The sequence below is a fragment of the Photorhabdus sp. RM96S genome (assembly GCF_042879335.1).
Lineage (GTDB): Bacteria > Pseudomonadota > Gammaproteobacteria > Enterobacterales > Enterobacteriaceae > Photorhabdus > Photorhabdus kayaii.
The window spans coordinates 56,314-78,783 of record NZ_JBHFKT010000016.1; the positions used below are offsets into that span (position 1 = coordinate 56,314).

Here is a 22,470-nt window from a genome sequence, read left to right on the forward strand (position 1 = left end):
ATGCGGTTGTACTTATCTTTAGGCAACATTTCCACTGATTCACCCCACACTTTTATTAATCTTCTGGAAAGAACCACCAATCCCTTTAACACGCTGACAAGGTAACAACAGATTATTCATCAAGTTGGCGAGAAGCGATTGCGGTAACGTGATGAGACACTGTATGCGACCATCCCAATGCACACTCATGTTCTCGCCTGGATTAATGCCGGTTAACCACACACTTCCTTCATCATTCACGATGCCAGTTTGCATTTCACGTTCGTTCGTCACGACAGCGCCGAATGGAGGGGCCGTACCGTCTGTCAACTTAATAATAGCCATCGCTTTCTTGCCGGCGATCATCCCAAACTTGCGATAACCAATAGCGCCTTCCGTTAGCGTGCCTTGTACCACCGAGCGAGTGGCATCCACGTTATCCGCCAGTTGGTTCACGTCCACATTAACGCTGCTGCGGTAGTAACTGTTGATATCACTCACCACCGCTTTACCAAAAACGTTGGTATGGGTCACACTGCCATAACCGCGTATTGGTACACCACCAATCCCATCAGCATCGATCATCATGCGTGTTCCCCCTATCATGTTGATACGGTGTAGCGCTGCCCCATCTACCGTCGCCGTTATTCCCCCCTGAAGTGACAGCCCCATAGCGCTATATTCACTTCCACGGAAATTGGCATTCGCTGTCAACTTAGCTATATCCCCCTCATGGGTGAAATAACCACTACCAATACTACGTCCGCCTTGACCGTTACCAACATTAATCCGATATGTATTGTTGTCATCGATACGGTCATAGTAACCCACAGTATTACTGCTATTACGGCTAAGCTGACCGTCATAGGTTATTGTGCTATTTTCACCCCACGGTACAGCCATACTCAGATACAAACCGTCATCATTAGTGTCGTTGTATTGAGTCCGATATGCCGTTAGGCTCAGGCTAATGTTTTTAAAACGTCCGATGTCGAAATAACGCGATAGTGACAGGTTATAAGTATCGTTGTTCGGACGGTCCCAGTAGGTCTGATGGCCGTAGTTCAGATAAACACTAAGCCCCATTTCCTTAAACTGTTTGTTAAACGTAATGGTATAGAACTCTTTACCTCTTCCATTATTGACACCGTAATAACGCGCCTCTAAATACTGCGACATGCTCATGAAGTTACGTTCTGAGAAACGGTAACCTGCAAATGTTATCTGGCTATCGTATTCATCAAAGCGTTTAGAATAGCTAACCCGATACGAGCCTCCTTGTTTGGTGTCATCATGCAGAAACTGAGCTCGCGACTGCGTCACATCAAATGACAATGCACCAAACGCGAGCAAGTCACGGCCGATACCGATAGCCAGAGCGTTATAGCCCTTGGCCAGCAAAGCTCCTCCGTACAGCGACCAACCGTTGTTCACCCCCCAAGAGAATTCTCCAGTTGCAAAGCCCGGCCCCTTACTGCGATGCTTAATGTCTGATGGTTTACCGGCGGCAATCTTGTAACGAACCATACCTGGACGTGTCAGATAGGGTACATTAGCGGTATTCACTTGGAGGGTCTGTACGCTGCCATCCTGCTCCTGTACCTTCACATCCAGCTTGCCATTCACCGCAGTATTCAGATCCTGAATACTGAAAGGACCTGCTGCCACCTGAGTTTCATAAATCACACGCCCTTGCTGACTGATGGTCACCTTGGCATTGGTTTTCGCCACTCCAGTCACTTCCGGCGCATAACCACGCAGGTTCGGTGGCAGCATGTTGTCGTCCGATATCAGACTGGCTCCGATGTAACGGAAACTGTCAAATATCCCAGAGTTGAGGTAGTCTTCCGCCAACGTCAGCTTGGCACGCAGAGCGGCTATTACACGGTAGGCGTAGTAGCGGCTCCACTCCCAGCTTTGCTGGGCGCTTCCCACCTGCCCCGTAGTATGGCTGTACTGCACCTGCCAATCGGCCCGCAGACGCCAAGCTCCCAAATTGGCCCCAACTGTTCCGTTACCGCTCAAAGATTGCGCTTGGTTGCCTGCACCTGACTGATTTGTCACTTGTGCATTGACGCTGTAGTCAAATAACATACCGGAGATCCCATTATCCCAACGTGACGGCGGATCCCAGTTTTCCACGGTATATTCTAAGTAAGCCTGCGGCATGCTGATGTATAGTGCCCCAGCGCCCAAGTCACCTCGAACTTCCATACCTTTCAGAGAAGCTATTTCTAGGCACTGGCCGTTATGCCACCAAGTAAGCTGACGGATTGCATCCGCTTTAAGTCCCAGTTGATCAACCATCTTCAGCGTCAGGCACGCTTCACTGCCTTTCGGATCATGATCAGGAGCAATGAACTGCACTGTCTGCTCGGGCAATTCGTTTTTATTCAAGCGTAATACCATCTGGTAGCTACCTTGCATAATGTAGCCAGCCTGGGAAAACTGACTTAAGTCAATACGCGCCCGATCCTTGACATCAAGAACATCCGTGTTGAATTCCACCCTATCGGCAGCCTTGACCACCTGCATGCCACAAAGAGCCAACAAGATACACAGTGCCACCGAGCTATCCCTCGCTCCACAAAGTAGCGATGGCATGGGTCCTTTCATCAGAAATAATCCAGTTTGAAACGTATCATGGTGTGGAGGGCCTCGGCGCGTAACACTTGGTGAGCTGTTATCAGACGCAAAGTATAATCCAGCCGCATTGAGCCTATTTGCAGATCCTCTACAGGCATTGGTTTGCCTGGCACAACTACCGCTCCTGTACTGTCCGATATCTGTAATCCCACACCACTCTCCTCACCATTCATGCTAAACAAGTCGTTACGAGCAGCCGCGCCATCAAAAGTCACTCGAAAGTGTGACCTACTCAGGCGATTCAGTAATACGGGAGTCAACAGACAATTAATCAACTGTATACTTAAAAGCCGTACCGGCCCGTGACCACTGCGGATAATTTGTCCGACCAAAATAGATGATATGTCGATGGTCTGATCTTGATTGCCCAAAGCAATTGTACACGGTGTATCAATGATGGAGCCTTGCATGTTGACGCGGCCGTGCTCTTGGTTGATAGCCGTTGCCATAAATGACAATATCAGGCTGGTTAGCACTAACAACGTCAGCAGGGAAGGTAACATCTTAGAACAGGTTGGATGGCTAAGAAGAGTCATCTCGCTCCCCAAAATTCGGTTTACCGGCAAATTCATTTCCCTAATCTTGTAGGGACCCCTCTTTCCCGCTGTTTCCCCTGTCAGCCTGAAGGCTAGGCCACAGCGGGAAAGAGAAACAGATAGACTTTCCAACGCACAGAAAGGCTTCTTTCACCACCTTTATTGGTAAGCCAGAGTGAAGTTAGCCACAGCGGTGAAATCACCAGGAACGATAGTCGCAGAAGCCCCGTCACCCTGTAAGAAAGCAGCGAAGTGCATGGTCGAATCGGAACCATCGGTGATGATTGTGGGTGAACTCTGTTGTCCCAGTTTGATAAGTTTGGCGTTATCGTTGGTGATACCAATAGCCGCACCAGAGGCCGAACCAACAATTGCCAGTAGGTCCTTATTCACAGAAGATGGTGTCCCAGAGAAAGTCGCCGTTACAATCTTCTTTTCTAAGCCGTTAGCATCACAGTCTAGTAAACGGATATTAAAAGGAACCGGCGTGGACTTACCACCTCCTGCCAGTGCTTTGTTGGAAATCTGCCCAAGCTTCACAGTCTGATCGTCATCACCGGGGTGGATAGAACAAGGCGCATCAATAATAGAACCTTCAAAAGTCACTTTTCCTTGGCCTTGGTTAGTATTTTTAGTACTGGCGGGTGGCTTGGTCTGTGCATTGACAGAACCTGCTGTTAGGGTTACACCCAATCCGAGAGCCATAACTAATGTATTCAATTTCATGTGAATTAATTCCTTAACTTAAGGATAAAACCATACAAAAGTAGCAGTGTGGAACTTCAGCTCCTACACCAGATATCCAATGCAAAAAGGGTCTTAAAATCTCATATCAACATTTTTTAAAACCAAACAAAATGCACCAAACTGTTTTGTTTAGTTATAAATACTAAAATAGGTAATATTTTGGAATTAATATCCAAAAAAGACATTAATTTAAACTTATAAACTTTCTAATTGATTGATATCTGATTAAGTTCAAACAAACCAACTGATTTTTTACAAAATAATATTGATAAAATATTAAAAGTAATAAAAAGATATTAAAAAAATCATATATTACAAATGGTTATATGTTTTTAGTCTGGAGGAGCATAAAAGTTGACCTAGGTGATAGTTTTGTGTAAAACTATTAACAGTTTGGTGCATTCTGTTTGGTTTTTTGTTGTAAAATAGTTTCTTAATTTTTAATAAAAATTCTACATCCTGATATTTTCTGTCAAAAAATCACTGTTAAATGATATATATGATTTTATATTTATATATCAAAAAACTTATTTCTTTCTTATGATAAATAAATGAAATTTTAGATCAGTAATTCCATAAAATCTCTATTAATTGATATAGTTCTTTAGATTAATATTCTCTATCAGTAACTATATGCCCAAATCTCACAGGAACTATTTTCATGAAGAAGCGTAAGTTCTTAACCAGATATGAAATTGATGCGATTTTAGAAAAAGCACGTCAGGGGCGTCATGCTGAGCGGGATTATTGCATGTTACTCATGTGTTTTATTCATGGGTTTAGAGTCAGTGAGCTATGTCATCTGACACTATCCGATCTTGATCTTAGCTCGGGAATTATTCACGTAAGGCGATTAAAAGGGGGACTATCAACAACACATCCATTGGTGCCTGAAGAACTTAATGCGTTAAATCAATGGATTAATATCCGTAAGAGCTGGAGAGAATCAGACACATCGTGGGTTTTTTTATCACAAAAATCAGGCGCGATTTCACGCTATCAGGTTTATAGTTTGTTAAAACGTTATGGCAGACAAGCATTAGTCGATATTTCACCACATCCACATATGTTAAGACATGCCTGCGGCTATGCTCTTGCTGATTTGGGAAGAGATACACGCCTTATTCAGGATTATCTCGGTCACCGCAATATATCTCATACTGTTATTTACACAGCAAGCAATGTAAAACGGTTCTTCAATATATGGGAAATTCCTTCAAAAGGACTCAGTTAGTACTTTCTTTCTATAAAATGTGTTGTGATATGAGAAATTATTTCTTTTACAACAAAAAAATGTCATCTAATGATAAGAAATCCTCATTAATGTTGCGCTAATGAGGATTTTTCATTAGGCAATGATAATTATGAATATCATAGGATACTGATTTTTTTATTTATTATAATTGCTTTTTAATTTATTTAGTTATCGAAAAATAAAGCGGATTATTTTTTTCCGCTTTATTTTTTTATTGAATGATAATTTGTAAAATCATTTATCCTTCAAACTCTTGCGTTATTTTTTCAAGTTGTTCCTGAATTTCCATCCATGCTAATTCAATTTCTTCCAGTTTTGATTTGGTCTGATTTTGTTTTTGCAGATGTTCAGTTAATTCGACTTTACGGCTGCTATCATAGATAGCGCTGTCTAAAAGTTGATTTTCTAGTACAACCAATTCGCCACCCAGTTTCTCCATCTGGTTTTCAAGATGAGTCAGCTGTTTACGCAATGGCTGCGTTTGGTTACGGAAGTCAGCTTGACGCCGTTTTTGATCTTTTCTTTCCTGAGCACTTTGGCTGGATGTCTCTTTTTCCTTATCGTTGTTTTCACGTATTTGCTGATTTTGTTGACGTTGTTGATCTATCAGCCATTGTTGATAATCTTCCAAATCGCCGTTGAATGATTCTACCCGGCCATCATGAACCAGATACAACTCATCTGTTGTTGAACGTAATAGATGTCGGTCGTGAGAAACCACAACTAATGCACCGTCAAAGTCGATCAAAGCTTCTGTCAGGGCCTGACGCATATCCAGGTCGAGGTGGTTTGTTGGTTCATCAAGTAACAGGAGGTTAGGGCGTTGCCAGACCATCAATGCCAAAACTAAACGTGCTTTTTCTCCCCCGGAAAAACGCCCACTTGGGTCAGTCACTTGATCGCCTTTGAAACCAAAGCCGCCCAGATAATCTCTAAGTTGCTGTTCTGTTTCTTGTGGCGCAATGCGGACTAAATGCTGTAATGGTGATTCATCAGCACGTAAATATTCCAGTTGATGTTGGGCGAAATACCCCAGTTTGATCCCTTTAGCTAATTCTACGGTTCCACTCTGAGATTGCAGTTCGCCAGCTAATAGTTTAATCAACGTGGATTTACCCGCGCCATTACGACCAAGCAGGCCAATGCGGGAGCCGGGAACCAGATTCAGTTTGATGGAATTTAAAACGGTCCGTTCGCCGTAGCCTGCGCTGACTTTTTCCATTTTCAGGAGTGGGTTTGGCAGACTTTCTGGTTTACGGAAACTGAAATGAAATGGGTTATCAACATGGGCAGGAGCGATTAATTCCATCCGTTCTAACATCTTGATACGGCTCTGAGCTTGTTTGGCTTTGCTGGCCTTGGCACGGAAACGGTCAATATAACTTTGCAGATGGGCAACTTTCTCTTGCTGACTTTTATAAAGGGCTTGTTGTTGCGCCAGTTTGGTAGCGCGCTGGCGCTCAAAAGAGGAGTAGTTGCCGCTGTACTCAAACAGAGATTGTTGTTCTATATGGAGGATCTTATCGGCAATCGGGTCGAGAAAATCCCGATCATGGGAGATAAGGATTAATGTTCCGGGGTAGCTTTTCAGCCATTTTTCCAACCAGATAACCGCATCCAGATCAAGATGGTTAGTGGGTTCATCAAGTAACAGCAAATCAGAACGGCAGAGTAGTGCCTGAGCCAGATTGAGGCGCATGCGCCATCCACCGGAAAATGCACGTACAGGTTGATCAAGTTGCTCTTGAGAGAAACCTAAACCGTGCAGTAGACTTGATGCTCTTGAACGGATCGTCCAGGCTTGAATCGTGTCTAATTGACCATGCAGATGAGCAATCAGATTACCGTCATTTTTTTCATTGGCTATCCGCAGTTGTTGTTCCAGTTGACGGAATTCACGATCACCATCAATGACATATTCCAGAGCGGGTGTTTCCAGTGCCGGCGTTTCTTGATTCACCCAGGAAAGTGCCCAGTTACTGGGAAAAGTGAATGTGCCTGTTTCAGCCTGAAGCTCATTTTTTAATAGTGCAAGTAGGGTAGATTTACCACAGCCATTTTTCCCTACCAGACCAACTTTCTGCCCGGGATTGATAGTGGCGCTGGCATTGTCCAGCAGAACACGAGTTCCGCGACGAATTTGTAATAAAGAGAAAACAATCATAAGTATCGTTTGTATAGAATATGTTAAATTAGTAATAACAGATAGTAAGTGTCTTATTTTATAACTTTCGTATGCATGGTAACGGAAAATACGTGTCCTGACACGTTCTTGAGGAGGGAACGATGTTACAGCCGCCTAAAGTCCTGCTGCTGTATGCCCATCCTGAGCCACAGGATTCAGTAGCAAATCGTGTTTTGTTACAACCTGTGCAAGGTTTAGAGCATGTTACGGTTCACGACTTATATGGAGCCTATCCAGATTTTTTTATTGATGTTCATCATGAGCAACAGCTACTTCGAGAGCATCAGGTGATTGTCTTTCAACACCCACTGTATACCTACAGTTGTCCAGCTTTATTAAAGGAGTGGATGGATCGTGTGCTGACTCGGGGGTTTGCCAGTGGTATTACCGGGTTGGCATTACAGGGAAAATATTGGCGTTCAGTGATTACTACTGGGGAGCCGGAAGGCACTTTCCAGGCTGATGGGTATAATCTCTATTCAATGGAAGAGATCCTTCGTTCTTTTGAACTCACTGCGGCGATGTGCCGTATGCATTGGTTATCACCCATTATTATTTATTGGGCACGCCGTCGAAAACCTGAACTTCTTGCCATCCATGCTAATGCTTATCGTGAGTGGCTCAAATCGCCATTATCATTAGGAGGGCTATAAGTTATGGAGCATTCAGCGCAATTGAGCGCCGGTGTATTGTTTTTATTTGCTGCCGTTGTAGCAGTGCCAATCGCACAGAAATGCAAGATTGGGGCAGTATTAGGTTATTTGTTGGCAGGGATTGTCTTGGGTCCGTGGGGGTTGAGTTTTATCAGGGATGTTGATGATATTCTTCATTTCTCGGAGTTAGGGATTGTTTTCCTGATGTTCATCATCGGCCTTGAACTTAACCCCGCTAAACTCTGGCAACTCAGACGATCTATTTTTGGTGTTGGTGCAGCTCAGGTTATTTTCACGGCGAGTGTGCTGGCTGTGTTGTTATATCTGACCGATTTTTCATGGCAAGCGGCGGTTATTGGTGGTATCGGTATGGCGATGTCCTCAACGGCAATGGCCCTGCAACTCATGAAAGAGAAGGGCATGAACCGCAATGAAGGCGGGCAGCTTGGTTTCTCGGTTTTGCTATTTCAAGATATGGCGGTGATCCCGGCTTTGGCATTGATTCCGTTGTTGGCAGGTGGAACAGCCTCCGGTGACTGGTATCGAATAGCGTTAAAAATTGCTGCTTTTGCTGGCATGTTGCTCGGTGGCCGTTATCTGTTACGTCCGCTGTTCCGTTTGGTCGTCAGAGCTGGAGTACGTGAGTTATTTACTGCGGCGGCGTTACTGGTGGTACTCAGCTCAGCGCTATTTATGGAAGCGCTCGGTTTTTCTATGGCACTCGGAACCTTTATCGCCGGAGTATTACTGGCGGATAGTGAATACCGCCATGAACTGGAAATCTCCATAGAACCGTTCAAAGGATTGCTGTTGGGGTTGTTTTTTATTTCGGTCGGTATGTCTCTGAATCTAGGGGTATTACTGATACATCTGTCCGAAGTACTACTTGGTGTGCTGGCTTTGGTGATGGTGAAAGGCATTGTTCTGTATCTTATCGCAATGAGTGCTGGCTTACGGGGGGCATCCTGCTTGCAATTTTCCGGTGTACTCAGCCAGGGGGGAGAATTCGCCTTTGTTCTGTTTTCTGCTGCACTGAGCCAGAATGTGCTCAATAGTGGGCAGATGGCTTTGTTGCTGGTCGTGGTGACGATATCGATGATGACAACGCCGCTGGTCATGCAATTGATAGATGCTATTCTGGCACGCCGTTATAATGCCAAAGATGAGACAGATGAACAGCCCTTTGTAGAAGATGATGATCCGCAGGTGATTTTAGTGGGTTTTGGCCGGTTCGGACAGGTAATCGGTCGTCTTCTAATGGTGAATAAAATCCGTATAACGGTGTTAGAACGCGATGTCAGTGCTGTGAGTACTATGCGGCGTTATGGCTATAAAGTTTATTATGGTGATGCGGCTGAATTGGAGCTGCTACGTTCGGCAGGCGCGGAGAAAGCCAAAGCGATAGTCATCACCTGTAATGAGCCGGAAGATACCATGATGATCGTTCATTTATGCCAGAAACATTTCCCTAATCTGCATATTATGGCGCGAGCCAGAGGACGCCTGGAAGCGCATGAACTGCTACAAAATGGAATAGAAAATTTCACCCGTGAAACTTTCTCCAGTGCCCTGGAACTGGGGCGTAAAGCCTTAGTCGAATTGGGAATGCATCCGCATAAAGCTAATCGAGCAAAACAACATTTCCAGCGGTTAGATATGCGGATGCTAAGAGAACTTATGCCGCAGCTACAGGGTGATGTGGCTCACATATCTCGTATAAAAGAGGCGCGACGGGAACTGGAAGAGCTATTCGAACGGGAAATGCTGAATGAACGTCGCCAACCAGATGGTTGGAATGAGCATGAATACATGAATAATAGCGGAGCAAATCATGTCAATAAGCCGTAAGAGATTTATTGCCGGTGCTGTCTGCCCAGAATGTCACTCTCAGGACACGCTGGCAATGTGGCAAGAAGATCAGGTGGATGTGGTGGAATGTGTCCATTGTGGTCACCAACAACGCCAGACTGATGAGAAAGTGACCCCTCATGTTAGAAAGCAAGAGCAGGTTATTGGTATTTTTACCCCACAATAATTATGTGAATATTAGCGCGAGTGAGTACAGAGACTGAAAATTCCGCTACAATCGGTAAAATTTTTAGACCCACGGGTAGGAGATGTCATGAAAGTAGTAAAAGATTTGGTAGTTAGCTTGGCTTATCAAGTAAGAACAGAAGATGGTGTTTTAGTTGATGAGTCACCGGCGAGTGCGCCGTTGGACTATCTGCATGGCCGTGGTTCATTGATCAGCGGTTTGGAAAAGGCGCTAGAAGGCCGTGAGGCGGGTGAGAGTTTTGATGTCAGCGTACAGGCTGATGATGCCTATGGTCAGTATGATGACAATCTGGTTCAGCGTGTGCCAAAAGATGTCTTTGTTGGTGTTGATGAACTGGAAGTTGGCATGCGTTTCCTGGCTGATACCGATATGGGGCCAGTACCCGTAGAAATTACAGCAGTTGAAGATGAGCATGTTGTGGTTGATGGTAACCATATGCTGGCTGGTCAGAATCTAAAATTCAATGTTGAAGTTATTGCCATCCGTGAAGCGACTGAAGAAGAACTGGCTCATGGTCATGTTCATGGTGCTCATGGTCACGAACATGGTGAAGGGTGCTGCGGTGGTCACGGTGATGACGACGGTCATCATCACCATAATGAAGGGAATGGGTGCTGCGGTGGCGGGAGTTGCCACTGATAAATTAAAGCAGGTTGTCAAGCTTTAATATTCAAAAAAGTGGGGCAAGCTTGGGATAGTTGGTTTCTCTTACTTGCCCTGTGTATAGTTTTACTTAGTCAAAATCAGTAATGAGGTGGTGGTGTTTCTTCAGACTGTGAAGCGACCATTGAGGGTTGAGTGGCTTTCAATCGTTCTGTCATCAACCGCAAATGCTCCCTTAATTTAGCTATCTCCATTTGTTGTTCAGTAACCACCTCGTTCAACTCTTCGATAGTGATTTCCTGAAAGGCAACTCGGCTTTCCAAATGTTCAAGCCGTTGCTCAAATTCTGACAGATCCATGATTTTCTCCCGTTTCAGGTCCTGTATTACCCGTGTTAGATGCCTCATATTAATTAAGAGTAGCCTACTATGCCCAGAATATTCTGTGAAATGCGGTTGTTATGAAACCTCTTGTCATTCATGTTGTCCTAATAAGCTTGGGGGCACTAAAAAATGGCAAATATTGTATTGTGCTCCTGTAGACGGTTATAGTGACTTGGTTGCATAACTTTTGCTGACGGTAAAATCCCCCAAAGCTATTGGAGAAACAGATGAAATCATTGTTTAAAATTACCCTGCTTGCTACCACATTAGCGATGGCTTTCAGTGCCCCTCAGGTGCTGGCGGCTAAAGCAGATAGTCAGAGTAGCACAGAATTGAACAGCGCATTTAAAACAGAAGATCAGCAAAATGCTTATGCTCTGGGCGCATCTTTAGGGCGTTATATGCAAAACACCCTGAAAGAACAGAAATCTCTGGGTATCCCATTGGATAAAGATCAATTGTTATCGGGTGTGCAGGATGCTTTTAATAACAAGAGCAAACTGACTGACAGCGAAATTGAAAATACGCTGCGTGCATTTGAAGGTAAAGTGAAATCTGCCGCTGAAGCTAAGATGGAAAAAGAAGCCAGAGAGAATGAAGCTAAAGGCGTTAAATATCGTGAAGAATTTGCTAAGGAAAAGGGGGTCATTAAGAGTAAAACCGGCCTTTTATATAAAATAGAGAAGGAAGGCAGCGGTAAGAAGCCTGTGGCAAGCGACACGGTAGTTGTGAACTATCGGGGGACATTGATTGACGGTAAAGAGTTCGATAGTTCCTATAAACGTAATGAACCCCTTTCTATTCGCCTGGATAGCGTTATCCCAGGTTGGACAGAAGGTTTACAGAATGTGAAAAAAGGTGGAAAAATTAAATTGGTTATTCCACCAGAGCTGGCCTATGGTAAAGCGGATCTGCCCGGTATTCCTGCAAATTCGACACTAGTATTTGATATTGAGTTGCTGGATGTTAAAGCGGAGACCAAAGCTAAGTAAGCTATACCCCATGGATTTTAAGATGCATCGCGAGTGCAGCCAACAAAGAGGCAACTTGAAAGATAACGGGTATATTCGCTAAATATCTTTGATGAATATGGATAAAACCGTTGGTAGAGATTCTGTCAACGGTTTTTTGTTACTGAAAGCTGTGATAGAGACCAAATGTCTGAGTAGCAATGGCTTGACGATGATGTCATGTGGTTTTAACGTCAATATTTCATGTGAATGCAAAGATCTTTGATTAGGATCTCTGTTAAGCTGCAATAATTGAGTTTTCACAAGAAATTTTTATAGGTTTATCACGTTGTGTTTTTAGCAAGACGTTGTCTGCGATTGAAGGATGGTGTATTTAATGTCTAACCCGTTATTATCTGGTGATATCAGTGATGTCGATTTACTGGAAAACCAACCGTTTACTGAAACGGACCACGAAATTTTAAAGTCTTATGAAGCCGCAGTTGATGGCTTGGCTATGCTAATTGGTGGGCATTGTGAGATTGTCCTTCATTCATTGGAAGATCTGAAATGTTCAGCTGTCAGAATAGCCAACGGAGAACATACCGGTCGTAAAATAGGTTCACCTATTACTGATCTTGCGCTGCGTATGTTACATGACATTACAGACGAAGACTGTAGTGCATCCAAAGCCTATTTTACCCGAGCGAAAAGCGGTTCATTGATGAAGTCAGTCACGATTGCGATCCGCAACCGGAATCGCCGAGTGATCGGCCTCTTGTGCATCAATATGAATCTTGATGTCCCTTTCTCTGAAATTATTCAGACATTTATTCCAGAGGAAACACATGATGTCGCACCAAATGTAAATTTTGCCTCATCCGTGGATGATTTGGTTGCGCAAACGCTGGAGTATACTATCGAAGAAGTTAATATTGATCGCAGTGTATCCAATAATGCCAAGAACAGACAGGTGGTTCTGAATCTCTATGAGAAAGGTATTTTTGATATTAAAGATGCAATCAATCAGGTTGCTGAGCGTTTAAATATTTCTAAGCATACTGTTTATCTCTATATTCGTCAGTTTAAAAATGGTGAATGTTTAGGGCCTGAGCGGTAATGTCTTCGCTGTCTTATTGTCTGCTGGTTACGGGGCCTGCATATGGCACCCAACAAGCCAGCAGTGCTTACCAATTCGCGCAAGCTTTGATTTTGATGGGGCATAAACTTAATACTGTATTTTTTTATCGGGAAGGGGTTTATAACGGCAATCAGTTGACTGCACCAGCCAGTGATGAGTTTAACTTGGTTAGCGCATGGCAGATGATGGCAACGGAGCACCGGTTTAGCATGCACATTTGTATTGCCGCTGCCCTTCGCCGTGGTATTCTTGATGTTCAGCAGGCAAGTGAGTTGAATTTACCGGTAGCAAACTTGGCTGAAGGGTTTGAATTAAGCGGATTGGGAACACTGGCTGAAGCTATGTTAACTTGTGACCGTGTGGTGCAATTCTGAGAGGCAAAAATGAAAAAAATTGCTTTTGTCTTCACTAAAGCACCTCATGGTGATGCAGGGGGTAGAGAAGGTCTAGATGCATTGCTGGCAACTTCGGCATTAACAGAAAAGATAGGTGTATTTTTTATTTCTGACGGTGTGTTTCAACTATTACCAGGTCAGCAGCCTGACAGAATTCTCTCCAGAAACTATATCGCTACTTTTAAGGTGTTGCCTTTGTACGATATTGAGGAATGTTATTTGTGCCAGGAAGACCTTGTTATGCGTGGATTAAGCTCAGTCAATCATTTTGTTCTGGATGCGAAACTGATACCCGCAGAAACGATCCGTGAGAAACTGGTTGACTATGATGTTGTGCTGACATTCTGAGCTATTGGAAGGACAATGAGATGCTATATACTGTTGGCCGATCGCCATATCAATGTGATTTTAATGTGATATCCAAGCTGCTTGCCAGTGGTGATGACATCTTATTTATTCAGGATGGTGTACTGGCAGGTATTGAGGGTAATTGCTATCTGCCGGCGTTGATTAGTCGTGGTGCTACATTGTATGCGCTAAAAGAAGATATTGAGGCGCGGGGATTGGGCGATCAGGTTTCAGACAAAGTGCAAGTGATCGACTATACTGACTTTGTTAACCTGACGGTAAAACACCATCAACAATTCGCCTGGTAGTTGAGAAAAAGCTGTATATTTCTTGACACCTTGGCGAGTCAGCCATAAAATTCCGCGTCCTCGTGTTTTGCCGTTAGGCAGACAAGAGATTTAATCCGTGTTTACGAAGCAAAAAAACCAGGAGTTTTTTTAATAATGGCAACTATTAACCAGCTGGTGCGCAAACCCCGTAGCATGAAGGTTGCAAAAAGCAACGTTCCTGCTCTGGAAGCTTGCCCGCAGAAGCGCGGCGTATGTACTCGCGTATATACCACCACCCCTAAAAAACCAAACTCTGCACTGCGTAAAGTATGTCGTGTGCGTTTGACTAACGGTTACGAAGTTTCTTCTTACATCGGTGGTGAAGGCCACAACTTGCAGGAACACTCCGTAATTCTGATCCGTGGCGGTCGTGTTAAAGACTTGCCAGGTGTGCGTTACCATACTGTTCGCGGTGCACTGGACTGTTCCGGTGTTAAAGACCGTAAACAAGGTCGCTCTAAGTACGGTGTGAAGAAGCCAAAAGCTTAATGGTACTCCGTTAAGTAAGGCCAAACATTATTTACCTTAATGTCAAAATAAACTCATAGAGTTTTGGACAACCCTGAATTCGAAACGGAGTATTTCCATGCCACGTCGTCGTGTAATTGGTCAGCGTAAAATTCTGCCAGATCCAAAGTTTGGATCTGAATTACTGGCCAAATTCGTCAATATCCTGATGGTAGATGGTAAAAAATCTACTGCGGAAGCAATTGTATATAGTGCGCTTGAGACCCTGGCTCAGCGCTCTGGTAAAGAGCACCTGGAAGCGTTTGAACTTGCATTGGATAATGTGCGTCCAACCGTGGAAGTTAAGTCCCGCCGTGTTGGTGGTTCTACTTATCAGGTTCCAGTTGAAGTTCGTCCGGTTCGTCGCAATGCGTTAGCAATGCGTTGGATCGTTGAAGCTGCTCGTAAACGCGGTGATAAATCTATGGCCCTGCGCCTGGCGAACGAATTATCTGATGCAGCCGAGAATAAAGGCACTGCTGTTAAGAAACGTGAAGACGTTCACCGTATGGCAGAAGCTAACAAGGCGTTCGCACACTACCGTTGGTAATCTCATCGTAGTGATGATGCCCTGGGTGGCTGTTCTGCCACCCAGATTTACATTGAACGTCCTAGGAATAGAGGAATCAAATGGCTCGTACAACACCCATTGCACGCTACCGTAACATCGGTATCAGTGCACACATCGACGCCGGTAAGACCACCACTACCGAACGTATTCTGTTCTACACTGGTGTAAACCATAAGATCGGTGAAGTTCATGATGGCGCTGCTACTATGGACTGGATGGAACAGGAGCAGGAGCGTGGTATTACCATCACCTCCGCAGCAACAACTGCTTTCTGGTCAGGTATGGCTAAGCAGTTTGATGCGCACCGTATCAACATCATTGACACTCCAGGGCACGTTGACTTCACCATCGAAGTAGAACGTTCCATGCGTGTTCTTGACGGTGCCGTAATGGTTTATTGTGCGGTTGGTGGTGTTCAGCCACAGTCCGAAACCGTATGGCGTCAGGCAAATAAATATAGAGTTCCACGTATTGCGTTCGTTAACAAAATGGACCGTATGGGAGCGAATTTCTTACGCGTTGTTGAGCAGCTCAAAACTCGCTTGGCGGCAAACCCAGTACCTCTGCAATTAGCCATTGGTGCAGAAGATGCGTTCACCGGTGTTGTTGACTTGGTGAAAATGAAAGCCATCAACTGGAACGATGAAGATCAGGGAACCACCTTCACTTACGAAGATATCCCAGCTGATATGCAGGATCTGGCGGAAGAATGGCGTAGCAATTTGATTGAAGCCGCTGCGGAAGCATCAGAAGAGCTGATGGAAAAATACCTTGGCGGTGAAGAACTGACTGAAGAAGAGATCAAAGCTGGTCTGCGTCATCGTGTTCTGACTAACGAAATCATCCTGGTTACCTGTGGTTCTGCATTTAAGAACAAAGGTGTTCAGGCAATGCTGGATGCAGTTATTGAGTACCTACCAGCACCAACGGATGTTGAATCCATTAAAGGTATTCTGCCAGACGGTAAAGATACGTCGGCAGAACGTCATTCTGACGACAACGAACCATTTTCGGCACTGGCGTTTAAAATCGCTACTGACCCGTTCGTTGGTAACTTGACCTTCTTCCGTGTCTACTCTGGTGTGGTTAATTCCGGTGATACCGTTCTTAACCCAGTGAAAGACAGAAAAGAGCGTTTTGGCCGTATCGTTCAGATGCATGCTAATAAACGTGAAGAAATTAAAGAAGTTCGTGCAGGTGACATCGCCGCTGCGATTGGCCTGAAAGATGTGACTACCGGTGATACGCTGTGTGATATCAACGCACCAATTATCCTGGAGCGTATGGAATTCCCAGAGCCAGTCATTTCTGTTGCTATTGAGCCAAAAACTAAAGCTGACCAGGAAAAAATGGGTATCGCTTTAGGTCGTCTGGCTCAAGAAGACCCATCATTCCGCGTGTCTACCGATGAAGAATCTGGTCAGACTATTATCGCCGGTATGGGTGAGCTTCACTTGGATGTTCTGGTTGACCGTATGCGTCGTGAGTTCAAAGTTGAAGCGAACGTCGGTAAACCTCAGGTTGCTTACCGTGAAACCATCCGTTCTACTGTTGAGCAAGAAGGTAAATTTGTTCGTCAGTCTGGTGGTCGTGGTCAGTTTGGTCACGTATGGCTGCGTATTGAACCAATGGAACCCGGTGGCGTAGGCTATGAATTCGCCAATGAAATCGTTGGTGGTGTTGTTCCTAAAGAATATATCCCGGCAGTAGATAAGGGTATTCAGGAACAAATGAAAAATGGTGTTCTGGCCGGTTACCCGATTGTTGACGTTAAAGTGGCACTGTTCGATGGCTCTTACCACGAAGTGGACTCTTCTGAAATGGCGTTCAAAATCGCAGGTTCTATGGGCTTCAAAGAAGGCTTTATGAAGGCGAAACCAGCTCTGCTGGAACCCATCATGAAAGTTGAAGTTGAAACACCAGAAGATTACATGGGTGACGTTATCGGTGACCTAAACCGCCGCCGTGGTATGATTGACGGTATGGAAGATATGACTACCGGTAAAATCGTACGTGCTCAGGTACCATTATCTGAAATGTTTGGTTATGCTACTGACCTGCGTTCTCAGACCCAAGGTCGTGCTTCTTACTCTATGGAGTTCCTGAAGTACAATGAAGCGCCGAGCAACGTCGCTCAGGCTATTATCGAATCTCGTAAAGCTAAATAAGTTTTTCGGGTTTAATATCTAGATTCAGCGCCCTCTCCAATATGATGAGGGTGCGATATTAAGGAATAGAGTCGTGTCTAAAGAAAAATTTGAACGTACAAAACCGCACGTTAACGTTGGTACTATCGGTCACGTTGACCACGGTAAAACTACCCTGACTGCTGCTATCACTACTGTATTGGCTAAAACCTACGGTGGTAACGCTCGTGCATTCGATCAAATTGATAATGCACCAGAAGAAAAAGCGCGTGGTATCACCATCTCTACTTCTCACGTAGAATACGATACCCCAAGCCGCCACTATGCGCACGTTGACTGCCCAGGCCACGCCGACTATGTGAAAAACATGATCACCGGTGCGGCTCAGATGGACGGCGCAATCTTGGTAGTTGCCGCGACTGACGGTCCGATGCCACAGACGCGTGAGCACATTCTGTTAGGCCGTCAGGTAGGCGTTCCTTACATCATCGTGTTCCTGAACAAATGTGACATGGTAGACGACGAAGAGCTGCTGGAACTGGTTGAGATGGAAGTGCGTGAGCTGCTGTCTCAGTATGATTTCCCTGGTGATGACACGCCAGTTATCCGTGGTTCCGCGCTGAAAGCACTGGAAGGTGATGCAGAGTGGGAAGCAAAAATCATCGAACTAGCAGAAGCCCTGGACAGCTACATCCCAGAACCAGAGCGTGCAATCGACCAGCCATTCCTGCTGCCAATCGAAGACGTGTTCTCTATCTCTGGCCGTGGTACGGTTGTCACCGGTCGTGTAGAGCGCGGTATCGTTAAAGTGGGCGAAGAAGTTGAAATCGTGGGTATCAAAGATACCACTAAAACCACTTGTACTGGTGTAGAAATGTTCCGCAAACTGCTGGACGAAGGTCGTGCGGGTGAGAACGTCGGTGTTCTGCTGCGTGGTACAAAACGTGACGAAATCGAACGTGGTCAGGTACTGGCAAAACCAGGTTCAATCAAGCCACACACCACTTTCGAATCAGAAGTTTATATTCTGAGCAAAGACGAAGGTGGCCGTCATACGCCATTCTTCAAAGGCTACCGTCCACAGTTCTACTTCCGTACAACTGACGTGACCGGAACTATTGAGCTGCCAGAAGGCGTGGAAATGGTGATGCCAGGTGATAACATTCAGATGGTAGTTACCCTGATTGCCCCAATCGCAATGGACCAGGGTCTGCGCTTTGCTATCCGTGAAGGCGGCCGTACAGTAGGTGCTGGTGTTGTTGCTAAAGTTATCGCTTAATTTTTTGATGTGATTACACAAAAAGGGCATCAACCGATGCCCTTTTTGTACGTTGTCTTAATAAGAACCTATCTCATCAATAGTTGTTTTTAATTATTGGTGAGATAGGCTCTGATGCAACGAATTGGCTATATCGCTCTCAGATATACAATGTCATACTGAATTATGGCGCCAAGTCAGATACAATCACTCAAATTTTTTGGTTCGGTCTGATTTGTTTTGCTCTTGCGAGGCAAGCTGGCTATCTATTTAAATCATAGTTACAGGTTGGTTTATGAGTACGAATAGCGATGCTCAAGAAAGCAGGCGTAGTCTTGAAGTAATGAAATGGCTATTAGTGGCAGCCTTATTAACGGTTGCTATCGTTGGAAACTACCTTTATCGGGAGTATAGCCTTCCTCTACGCGCGATGGCGGTTGTTGTTATTGTTGCTCTTGCGGGAGCGGCTGCGCTCTGGACTGCAAAGGGTAAAACCACACTGGCTTTCGCTCGCGAAGCCCGCATTGAAATGCGCAAAGTCATTTGGCCAACTCGCCAGGAAGCGCTGCACACGACTTTGATTGTTGCGGCGGTGACTGCATTGATGTCTTTGATCCTCTGGGGTCTTGACGGTATCCTGGTGCGTTTAGTTTCACTTATTACAGGCCTGAGGTTCTAAGATGTCAGATTCCCCAAAAAAACGTTGGTATGTTATACAGGCATTTTCCGGGTTTGAAGGTCGTGTTGCACAATCTTTACGTGAACATATCAAACTACATGATATGGAAGATTCTTTTGGCGAAGTGATGGTGCCAACAGAGGAAGTTGTTGAGATTCGTAGCGGCCAGCGTCGCAAAAGTGAACGCAAATTCTTCCCTGGGTATGTGCTGGTACAAATGATCATGAACGATGCAACATGGCATCTCGTTCGCAGCGTACCACGCGTCATGGGTTTTATCGGTGGTACATCTGACCGTCCGGCACCAATCAGTGATAAAGAAGTTGATGCGATTATGAATCGCCTTCAGCAGGTTGGTGATAAACCACGGCCAAAAACATTGTTCGAACCAGGCGAAATGGTTCGTGTCAGCGATGGTCCATTCGCAGACTTCAATGGTGTTGTGGAAGAAGTCGATTACGAGAAGAGCCGCCTGAAAGTTTCAGTTTCTATCTTTGGTCGTGCGACACCGGTTGAGCTGGATTTCAGCCAGGTAGAGAAGGCGTAATTTTCGAGCGTATCTTTTGCTGGCTTGCAATAGGTGAGAAATTAACATACAATTCCGCGCCTTTTGTTTTTTAGTAGTCTGGCCTGGATAAGGCGGGGCTGAAATGACAGGGGAGCCTTTTAAATTAAAGGCGATACCACCCACATAGAGGAAAATTATCAATGGCTAAGAAAGTACAGGCCTATGTCAAGTTGCAGGTTGCAGCTGGTATGGCTAACCCAAGCCCTCCAGTAGGTCCTGCTCTGGGTCAGCAGGGTGTTAACATCATGGAATTCTGTAAGGCGTTCAATGCTAAAACTGATAGCATTGAAAAAGGTCTGCCAATTCCTGTTGTGATCACTGTTTATTCTGATCGTTCCTTCACTTTCGTTACTAAAACCCCACCAGCGGCTGTTCTGCTGAAGAAAGCTGCGGGCATTAAATCGGGTTCCGGCAAACCGAACAAAGATAAAGTTGGTAAAGTGACCAGCGCACAGATTCGTGAAATTGCTGAAACTAAAGCTGCGGATATGACCGGTGCTAGTGTTGACGCAATGATGCGTTCAATTGAAGGTACTGCTCGTTCCATGGGCCTGGTAGTGGAGGGTTAATCGATGGCTAAACTGACCAAGCGCATGCGCACAATCCGTGAAAAAATGGATTCAACTAAGCAGTATGACATTAACGAAGCTGTTGTTCTGCTGAAAGAGCTGGCTACCGCTAAATTCGTAGAAAGCGTTGATGTTGCTGTTAATCTCGGCATCGACGCTCGTAAATCTGACCAGAACGTGCGTGGTGCAACGGTACTGCCTCATGGTACTGGCCGTTCCGTTCGCGTAGCTGTATTTACCCAAGGCGCAAATGCGGAAGCTGCTAAAGCAGCGGGCGCTGAACTGGTAGGTATGGAAGATCTGGCTGAACTGGTTAAAAAAGGCGAAATGAACTTTGACGTTGTTATCGCTTCTCCAGATGCAATGCGTGTTGTTGGCCAATTAGGTCAAATCCTGGGTCCTCGTGGTTTGATGCCAAACCCTAAAGTGGGTACTGTAACGCCTAACGTTGCTGAAGCTGTTCAGAATGCTAAAGCGGGTCAGGTTCGTTACCGTAACGATAAAAACGGCATTATCCACACCACCATTGGTAAAGTTAACTTCGACGCTGACAAATTGAAAGAAAACCTGGAAGCTCTGCTGGTTGCGCTGAAAAAAGCCAAACCATCTTCTGCTAAGGGTATTTATATTAAGAAAGTTAGCTTGTCCACTACCATGGGCGCAGGTGTTGCGATTGACCAGTCTGGTCTGAATGCTTCAGCTTAATTTTAGCTGAATGTGATTGTGATTATCGCTTTACCTTGGCGTCAGATTTGTCTAAAATTTGGCGCCTTATGTTTGGCTAGTAAGTTTTTTATTAGCTAAATAAAAAATTTTCGGTTGGAGCTTGGCCTAATCCAAGCCCCGTCCAAGACCGCAGGTGTAAGTAATTACTTAATATTCCTGCGTAGACGGTGACAGAGCCAAATGAAATTTATTTCTGGATTCTGCTCACCGTGTTTTAGAGCTCAGGCCCCTTTATGGTGTTATGAGCGATGTGAGTTCCGGGTTCTTCCCGGTTAATCCAGGAGCAAGAAGCTAATGGCACTAAATCTTCAAGACAAACAAGCGATTGTTGCTGAAGTCAGCGAAGTTGCCAAAGGCGCGCTGTCTGCGGTTGTTGCGGATTCCCGTGGCGTTACTGTAGATAAAATGACTGAACTGCGTAAAGCAGGTCGCGAAGCTGGCGTTTACATTCGTGTTGTTCGTAACACGTTGATCTGCCGTGCTGTTGAAGGTACTGCCTATGAGTGCCTGAAAGAAGCGTTTGTTGGTCCAACCTTGATTGCTTTCTCTAACGAACACCCGGGCGCAGCTGCTCGTCTGTTCAAAGAGTTCGCGAAAGCGAATCCAGCATTCGAGATTAAAGCAGCAGCCTTTGAAGGTGAGTTTATTCCTGCGGCCAATATTGACCGTTTGGCAACACTCCCGACTTACGAAGAAGCAATCGCACGCCTGATGTCAACCATGAAAGAAGCCGTTGCAGGCAAACTGGTTCGTACTCTGGCTGCGTTACGCGAGTCACGCGAGCAGAAAGAAGTAGCTTAATTGCCGATTTCCTTCGTTGCTTTTTAACGTATAAATTATTTCTGAATTTTAGGAACACTTGTTATGTCTATCAATAAAGAACAAATTCTGGACGCAGTTGCAGCCATGTCCGTTATGGATGTTGTTGAACTGATCACTGCAATGGAAGACAAATTCGGCGTTTCTGCTGCTGCGGCGGTAGCTGTTGCTGCTGGCGGTGCTGCTGAAGCTGTTGAAGAACAAACTGAGTTTGACGTTGTTCTGTCTGCTATTGGCGGTAACAAAGTTGCTGTTATCAAAGCAGTACGTGGCGCAACTGGCCTGGGTCTGAAAGAAGCTAAAGATCTGGTTGAAAGCGCTCCAGCTGTACTGAAAGAAGCCATCAGCAAAGATGATGCTGAAGCACTGAAAAAATCTCTGGAAGAAGCTGGTGCTTCTGTTGAGGTTAAGTAAGTTCAG

At 45.1% G+C, this 22,470-nt stretch carries 25 protein-coding genes; 20 read left to right on the forward strand and 5 right to left on the reverse strand.

The window, feature by feature from the left end; translation table 11 throughout:
* Positions 1-39: 39 nt before the first annotated feature.
* The 3 genes from ACGF49_RS11525 to ACGF49_RS11535 all read right to left on the reverse strand — a co-directional run bounded on the left by ACGF49_RS11525 (position 40) and on the right by ACGF49_RS11535 (position 3,887).
* Positions 40-2,595, reverse strand: a complete 2,556-nt coding sequence (locus tag ACGF49_RS11525) for an outer membrane usher protein (protein WP_387491039.1) — start codon at positions 2,593-2,595, stop codon at positions 40-42.
* Complete coding sequence (locus tag ACGF49_RS11530) at positions 2,595-3,161, reverse strand: fimbrial protein (RefSeq protein ID WP_113043097.1); 567 nt, start codon at positions 3,159-3,161, stop codon at positions 2,595-2,597. Before ACGF49_RS11530 ends, ACGF49_RS11525 begins: the two co-directional genes overlap by 1 nt.
* Before the next feature lie 159 nt (positions 3,162-3,320).
* Positions 3,321-3,887, reverse strand: coding sequence for a fimbrial protein (locus ACGF49_RS11535; protein WP_112879346.1), 567 nt, complete (start codon positions 3,885-3,887; stop codon positions 3,321-3,323).
* Between the two features lie 682 nt (positions 3,888-4,569).
* Here ACGF49_RS11535 and ACGF49_RS11540 point away from each other — a divergent pair.
* The gene (locus ACGF49_RS11540) at positions 4,570-5,142 is read left to right on the forward strand and encodes a tyrosine-type DNA invertase (protein ID WP_113043096.1); all 573 of its coding nucleotides are present in this window, start codon (positions 4,570-4,572) and stop codon (positions 5,140-5,142) included.
* A gap of 259 nt (positions 5,143-5,401) precedes the next feature.
* Here ACGF49_RS11540 and ACGF49_RS11545 read toward each other — a convergent pair whose 3' ends face one another.
* Positions 5,402-7,327 carry an ABC transporter ATP-binding protein gene (locus ACGF49_RS11545; RefSeq protein ID WP_113043095.1) on the reverse strand — a complete coding sequence of 642 codons (1,926 nt, stop codon included), beginning with the start codon at positions 7,325-7,327 and terminating at the stop codon, positions 5,402-5,404.
* 122 nt (positions 7,328-7,449) lie between these two features.
* On the opposite strand from ACGF49_RS11545, the gene kefG reads away from it, so the two are divergent.
* The 4 genes from kefG to slyD all read left to right on the forward strand — a co-directional run bounded on the left by kefG (position 7,450) and on the right by slyD (position 10,696).
* A complete protein-coding gene (gene kefG, locus ACGF49_RS11550) occupies positions 7,450-8,001 on the forward strand; it encodes a glutathione-regulated potassium-efflux system ancillary protein KefG (RefSeq protein ID WP_113043094.1) in 552 nt (183 codons plus the stop codon).
* A gap of 3 nt (positions 8,002-8,004) precedes the next feature.
* A complete protein-coding gene (kefB, locus tag ACGF49_RS11555; protein WP_113043093.1) occupies positions 8,005-9,849 on the forward strand; it encodes a glutathione-regulated potassium-efflux system protein KefB in 1,845 nt (614 codons plus the stop codon).
* Positions 9,833-10,036, forward strand: coding sequence for a YheV family putative zinc ribbon protein (locus ACGF49_RS11560; RefSeq protein ID WP_113043092.1), 204 nt, complete (start codon positions 9,833-9,835; stop codon positions 10,034-10,036). Before kefB ends, ACGF49_RS11560 begins: the two co-directional genes overlap by 17 nt.
* An 87-nt stretch (positions 10,037-10,123) precedes the next feature.
* A complete protein-coding gene (slyD, locus tag ACGF49_RS11565) occupies positions 10,124-10,696 on the forward strand; it encodes a peptidylprolyl isomerase (RefSeq protein WP_113043091.1) in 573 nt (190 codons plus the stop codon).
* Positions 10,697-10,800: 104 nt separating this feature from the next.
* Here slyD and ACGF49_RS11570 read toward each other — a convergent pair whose 3' ends face one another.
* Positions 10,801-11,019 (reverse strand): protein SlyX, encoded by a 219-nt coding sequence (locus ACGF49_RS11570; RefSeq protein WP_228901089.1) that lies wholly within the window; start codon positions 11,017-11,019, stop codon positions 10,801-10,803.
* A 251-nt stretch (positions 11,020-11,270) separates the two neighbouring features.
* Between ACGF49_RS11570 and fkpA the strand changes: the two genes are divergently transcribed.
* From fkpA to rplL, 15 genes are all read left to right on the forward strand, one after another.
* On the forward strand, positions 11,271-12,035 hold the full coding sequence (gene fkpA, locus ACGF49_RS11575) for an FKBP-type peptidyl-prolyl cis-trans isomerase (RefSeq protein ID WP_113043089.1): 765 nt from the start codon (positions 11,271-11,273) through the stop codon (positions 12,033-12,035).
* Positions 12,036-12,390: 355 nt separating this feature from the next.
* Positions 12,391-13,113, forward strand: coding sequence for a transcriptional regulator (locus tag ACGF49_RS11580; protein ID WP_036779966.1), 723 nt, complete (start codon positions 12,391-12,393; stop codon positions 13,111-13,113).
* On the forward strand, positions 13,113-13,508 hold the full coding sequence (gene tusD, locus ACGF49_RS11585) for a sulfurtransferase complex subunit TusD (protein ID WP_113043088.1): 396 nt from the start codon (positions 13,113-13,115) through the stop codon (positions 13,506-13,508). Before ACGF49_RS11580 ends, tusD begins: the two co-directional genes overlap by 1 nt.
* A 9-nt stretch (positions 13,509-13,517) precedes the next feature.
* On the forward strand, positions 13,518-13,877 hold the full coding sequence (gene tusC / locus ACGF49_RS11590; protein ID WP_113043087.1) for a sulfurtransferase complex subunit TusC: 360 nt from the start codon (positions 13,518-13,520) through the stop codon (positions 13,875-13,877).
* Positions 13,878-13,897: 20 nt separating this feature from the next.
* The gene (gene tusB, locus ACGF49_RS11595) at positions 13,898-14,185 is read left to right on the forward strand and encodes a sulfurtransferase complex subunit TusB (protein ID WP_113043085.1); all 288 of its coding nucleotides are present in this window, start codon (positions 13,898-13,900) and stop codon (positions 14,183-14,185) included.
* Positions 14,186-14,320: 135 nt separating this feature from the next.
* Positions 14,321-14,695, forward strand: a complete 375-nt coding sequence (gene rpsL, locus ACGF49_RS11600; protein ID WP_011144815.1) for a 30S ribosomal protein S12 — start codon at positions 14,321-14,323, stop codon at positions 14,693-14,695.
* Between the two features lie 97 nt (positions 14,696-14,792).
* Positions 14,793-15,263, forward strand: a complete 471-nt coding sequence (gene rpsG / locus ACGF49_RS11605) for a 30S ribosomal protein S7 (RefSeq protein WP_011144816.1) — start codon at positions 14,793-14,795, stop codon at positions 15,261-15,263.
* Between the two features lie 80 nt (positions 15,264-15,343).
* Positions 15,344-17,452, forward strand: coding sequence for an elongation factor G (gene fusA, locus ACGF49_RS11610; RefSeq protein ID WP_112895473.1), 2,109 nt, complete (start codon positions 15,344-15,346; stop codon positions 17,450-17,452).
* Between the two features lie 73 nt (positions 17,453-17,525).
* Entirely contained in the window at positions 17,526-18,710 is a 1,185-nt protein-coding gene (gene tuf / locus ACGF49_RS11615; RefSeq protein WP_113043084.1) for an elongation factor Tu, read from the forward strand.
* 274 nt (positions 18,711-18,984) lie between these two features.
* Positions 18,985-19,368: a preprotein translocase subunit SecE gene (gene secE / locus ACGF49_RS11620; protein WP_112879334.1), complete on the forward strand. Its 384-nt coding sequence runs from the start codon at positions 18,985-18,987 to the stop codon at positions 19,366-19,368.
* Position 19,369: 1 nt separating this feature from the next.
* Positions 19,370-19,915, forward strand: a complete 546-nt coding sequence (gene nusG, locus ACGF49_RS11625; protein WP_011144820.1) for a transcription termination/antitermination protein NusG — start codon at positions 19,370-19,372, stop codon at positions 19,913-19,915.
* A gap of 161 nt (positions 19,916-20,076) precedes the next feature.
* Positions 20,077-20,505: a 50S ribosomal protein L11 gene (rplK, locus tag ACGF49_RS11630; protein WP_011144821.1), complete on the forward strand. Its 429-nt coding sequence runs from the start codon at positions 20,077-20,079 to the stop codon at positions 20,503-20,505.
* A 3-nt stretch (positions 20,506-20,508) separates the two neighbouring features.
* Positions 20,509-21,210 carry a 50S ribosomal protein L1 gene (rplA, locus tag ACGF49_RS11635; protein ID WP_113043082.1) on the forward strand — a complete coding sequence of 234 codons (702 nt, stop codon included), beginning with the start codon at positions 20,509-20,511 and terminating at the stop codon, positions 21,208-21,210.
* 315 nt (positions 21,211-21,525) lie between these two features.
* Complete coding sequence (gene rplJ, locus ACGF49_RS11640) at positions 21,526-22,032, forward strand: 50S ribosomal protein L10 (protein WP_112879332.1); 507 nt, start codon at positions 21,526-21,528, stop codon at positions 22,030-22,032.
* 63 nt (positions 22,033-22,095) lie between these two features.
* On the forward strand, positions 22,096-22,464 hold the full coding sequence (rplL, locus tag ACGF49_RS11645; RefSeq protein WP_113043081.1) for a 50S ribosomal protein L7/L12: 369 nt from the start codon (positions 22,096-22,098) through the stop codon (positions 22,462-22,464).
* Positions 22,465-22,470 lie beyond the last annotated feature (6 nt).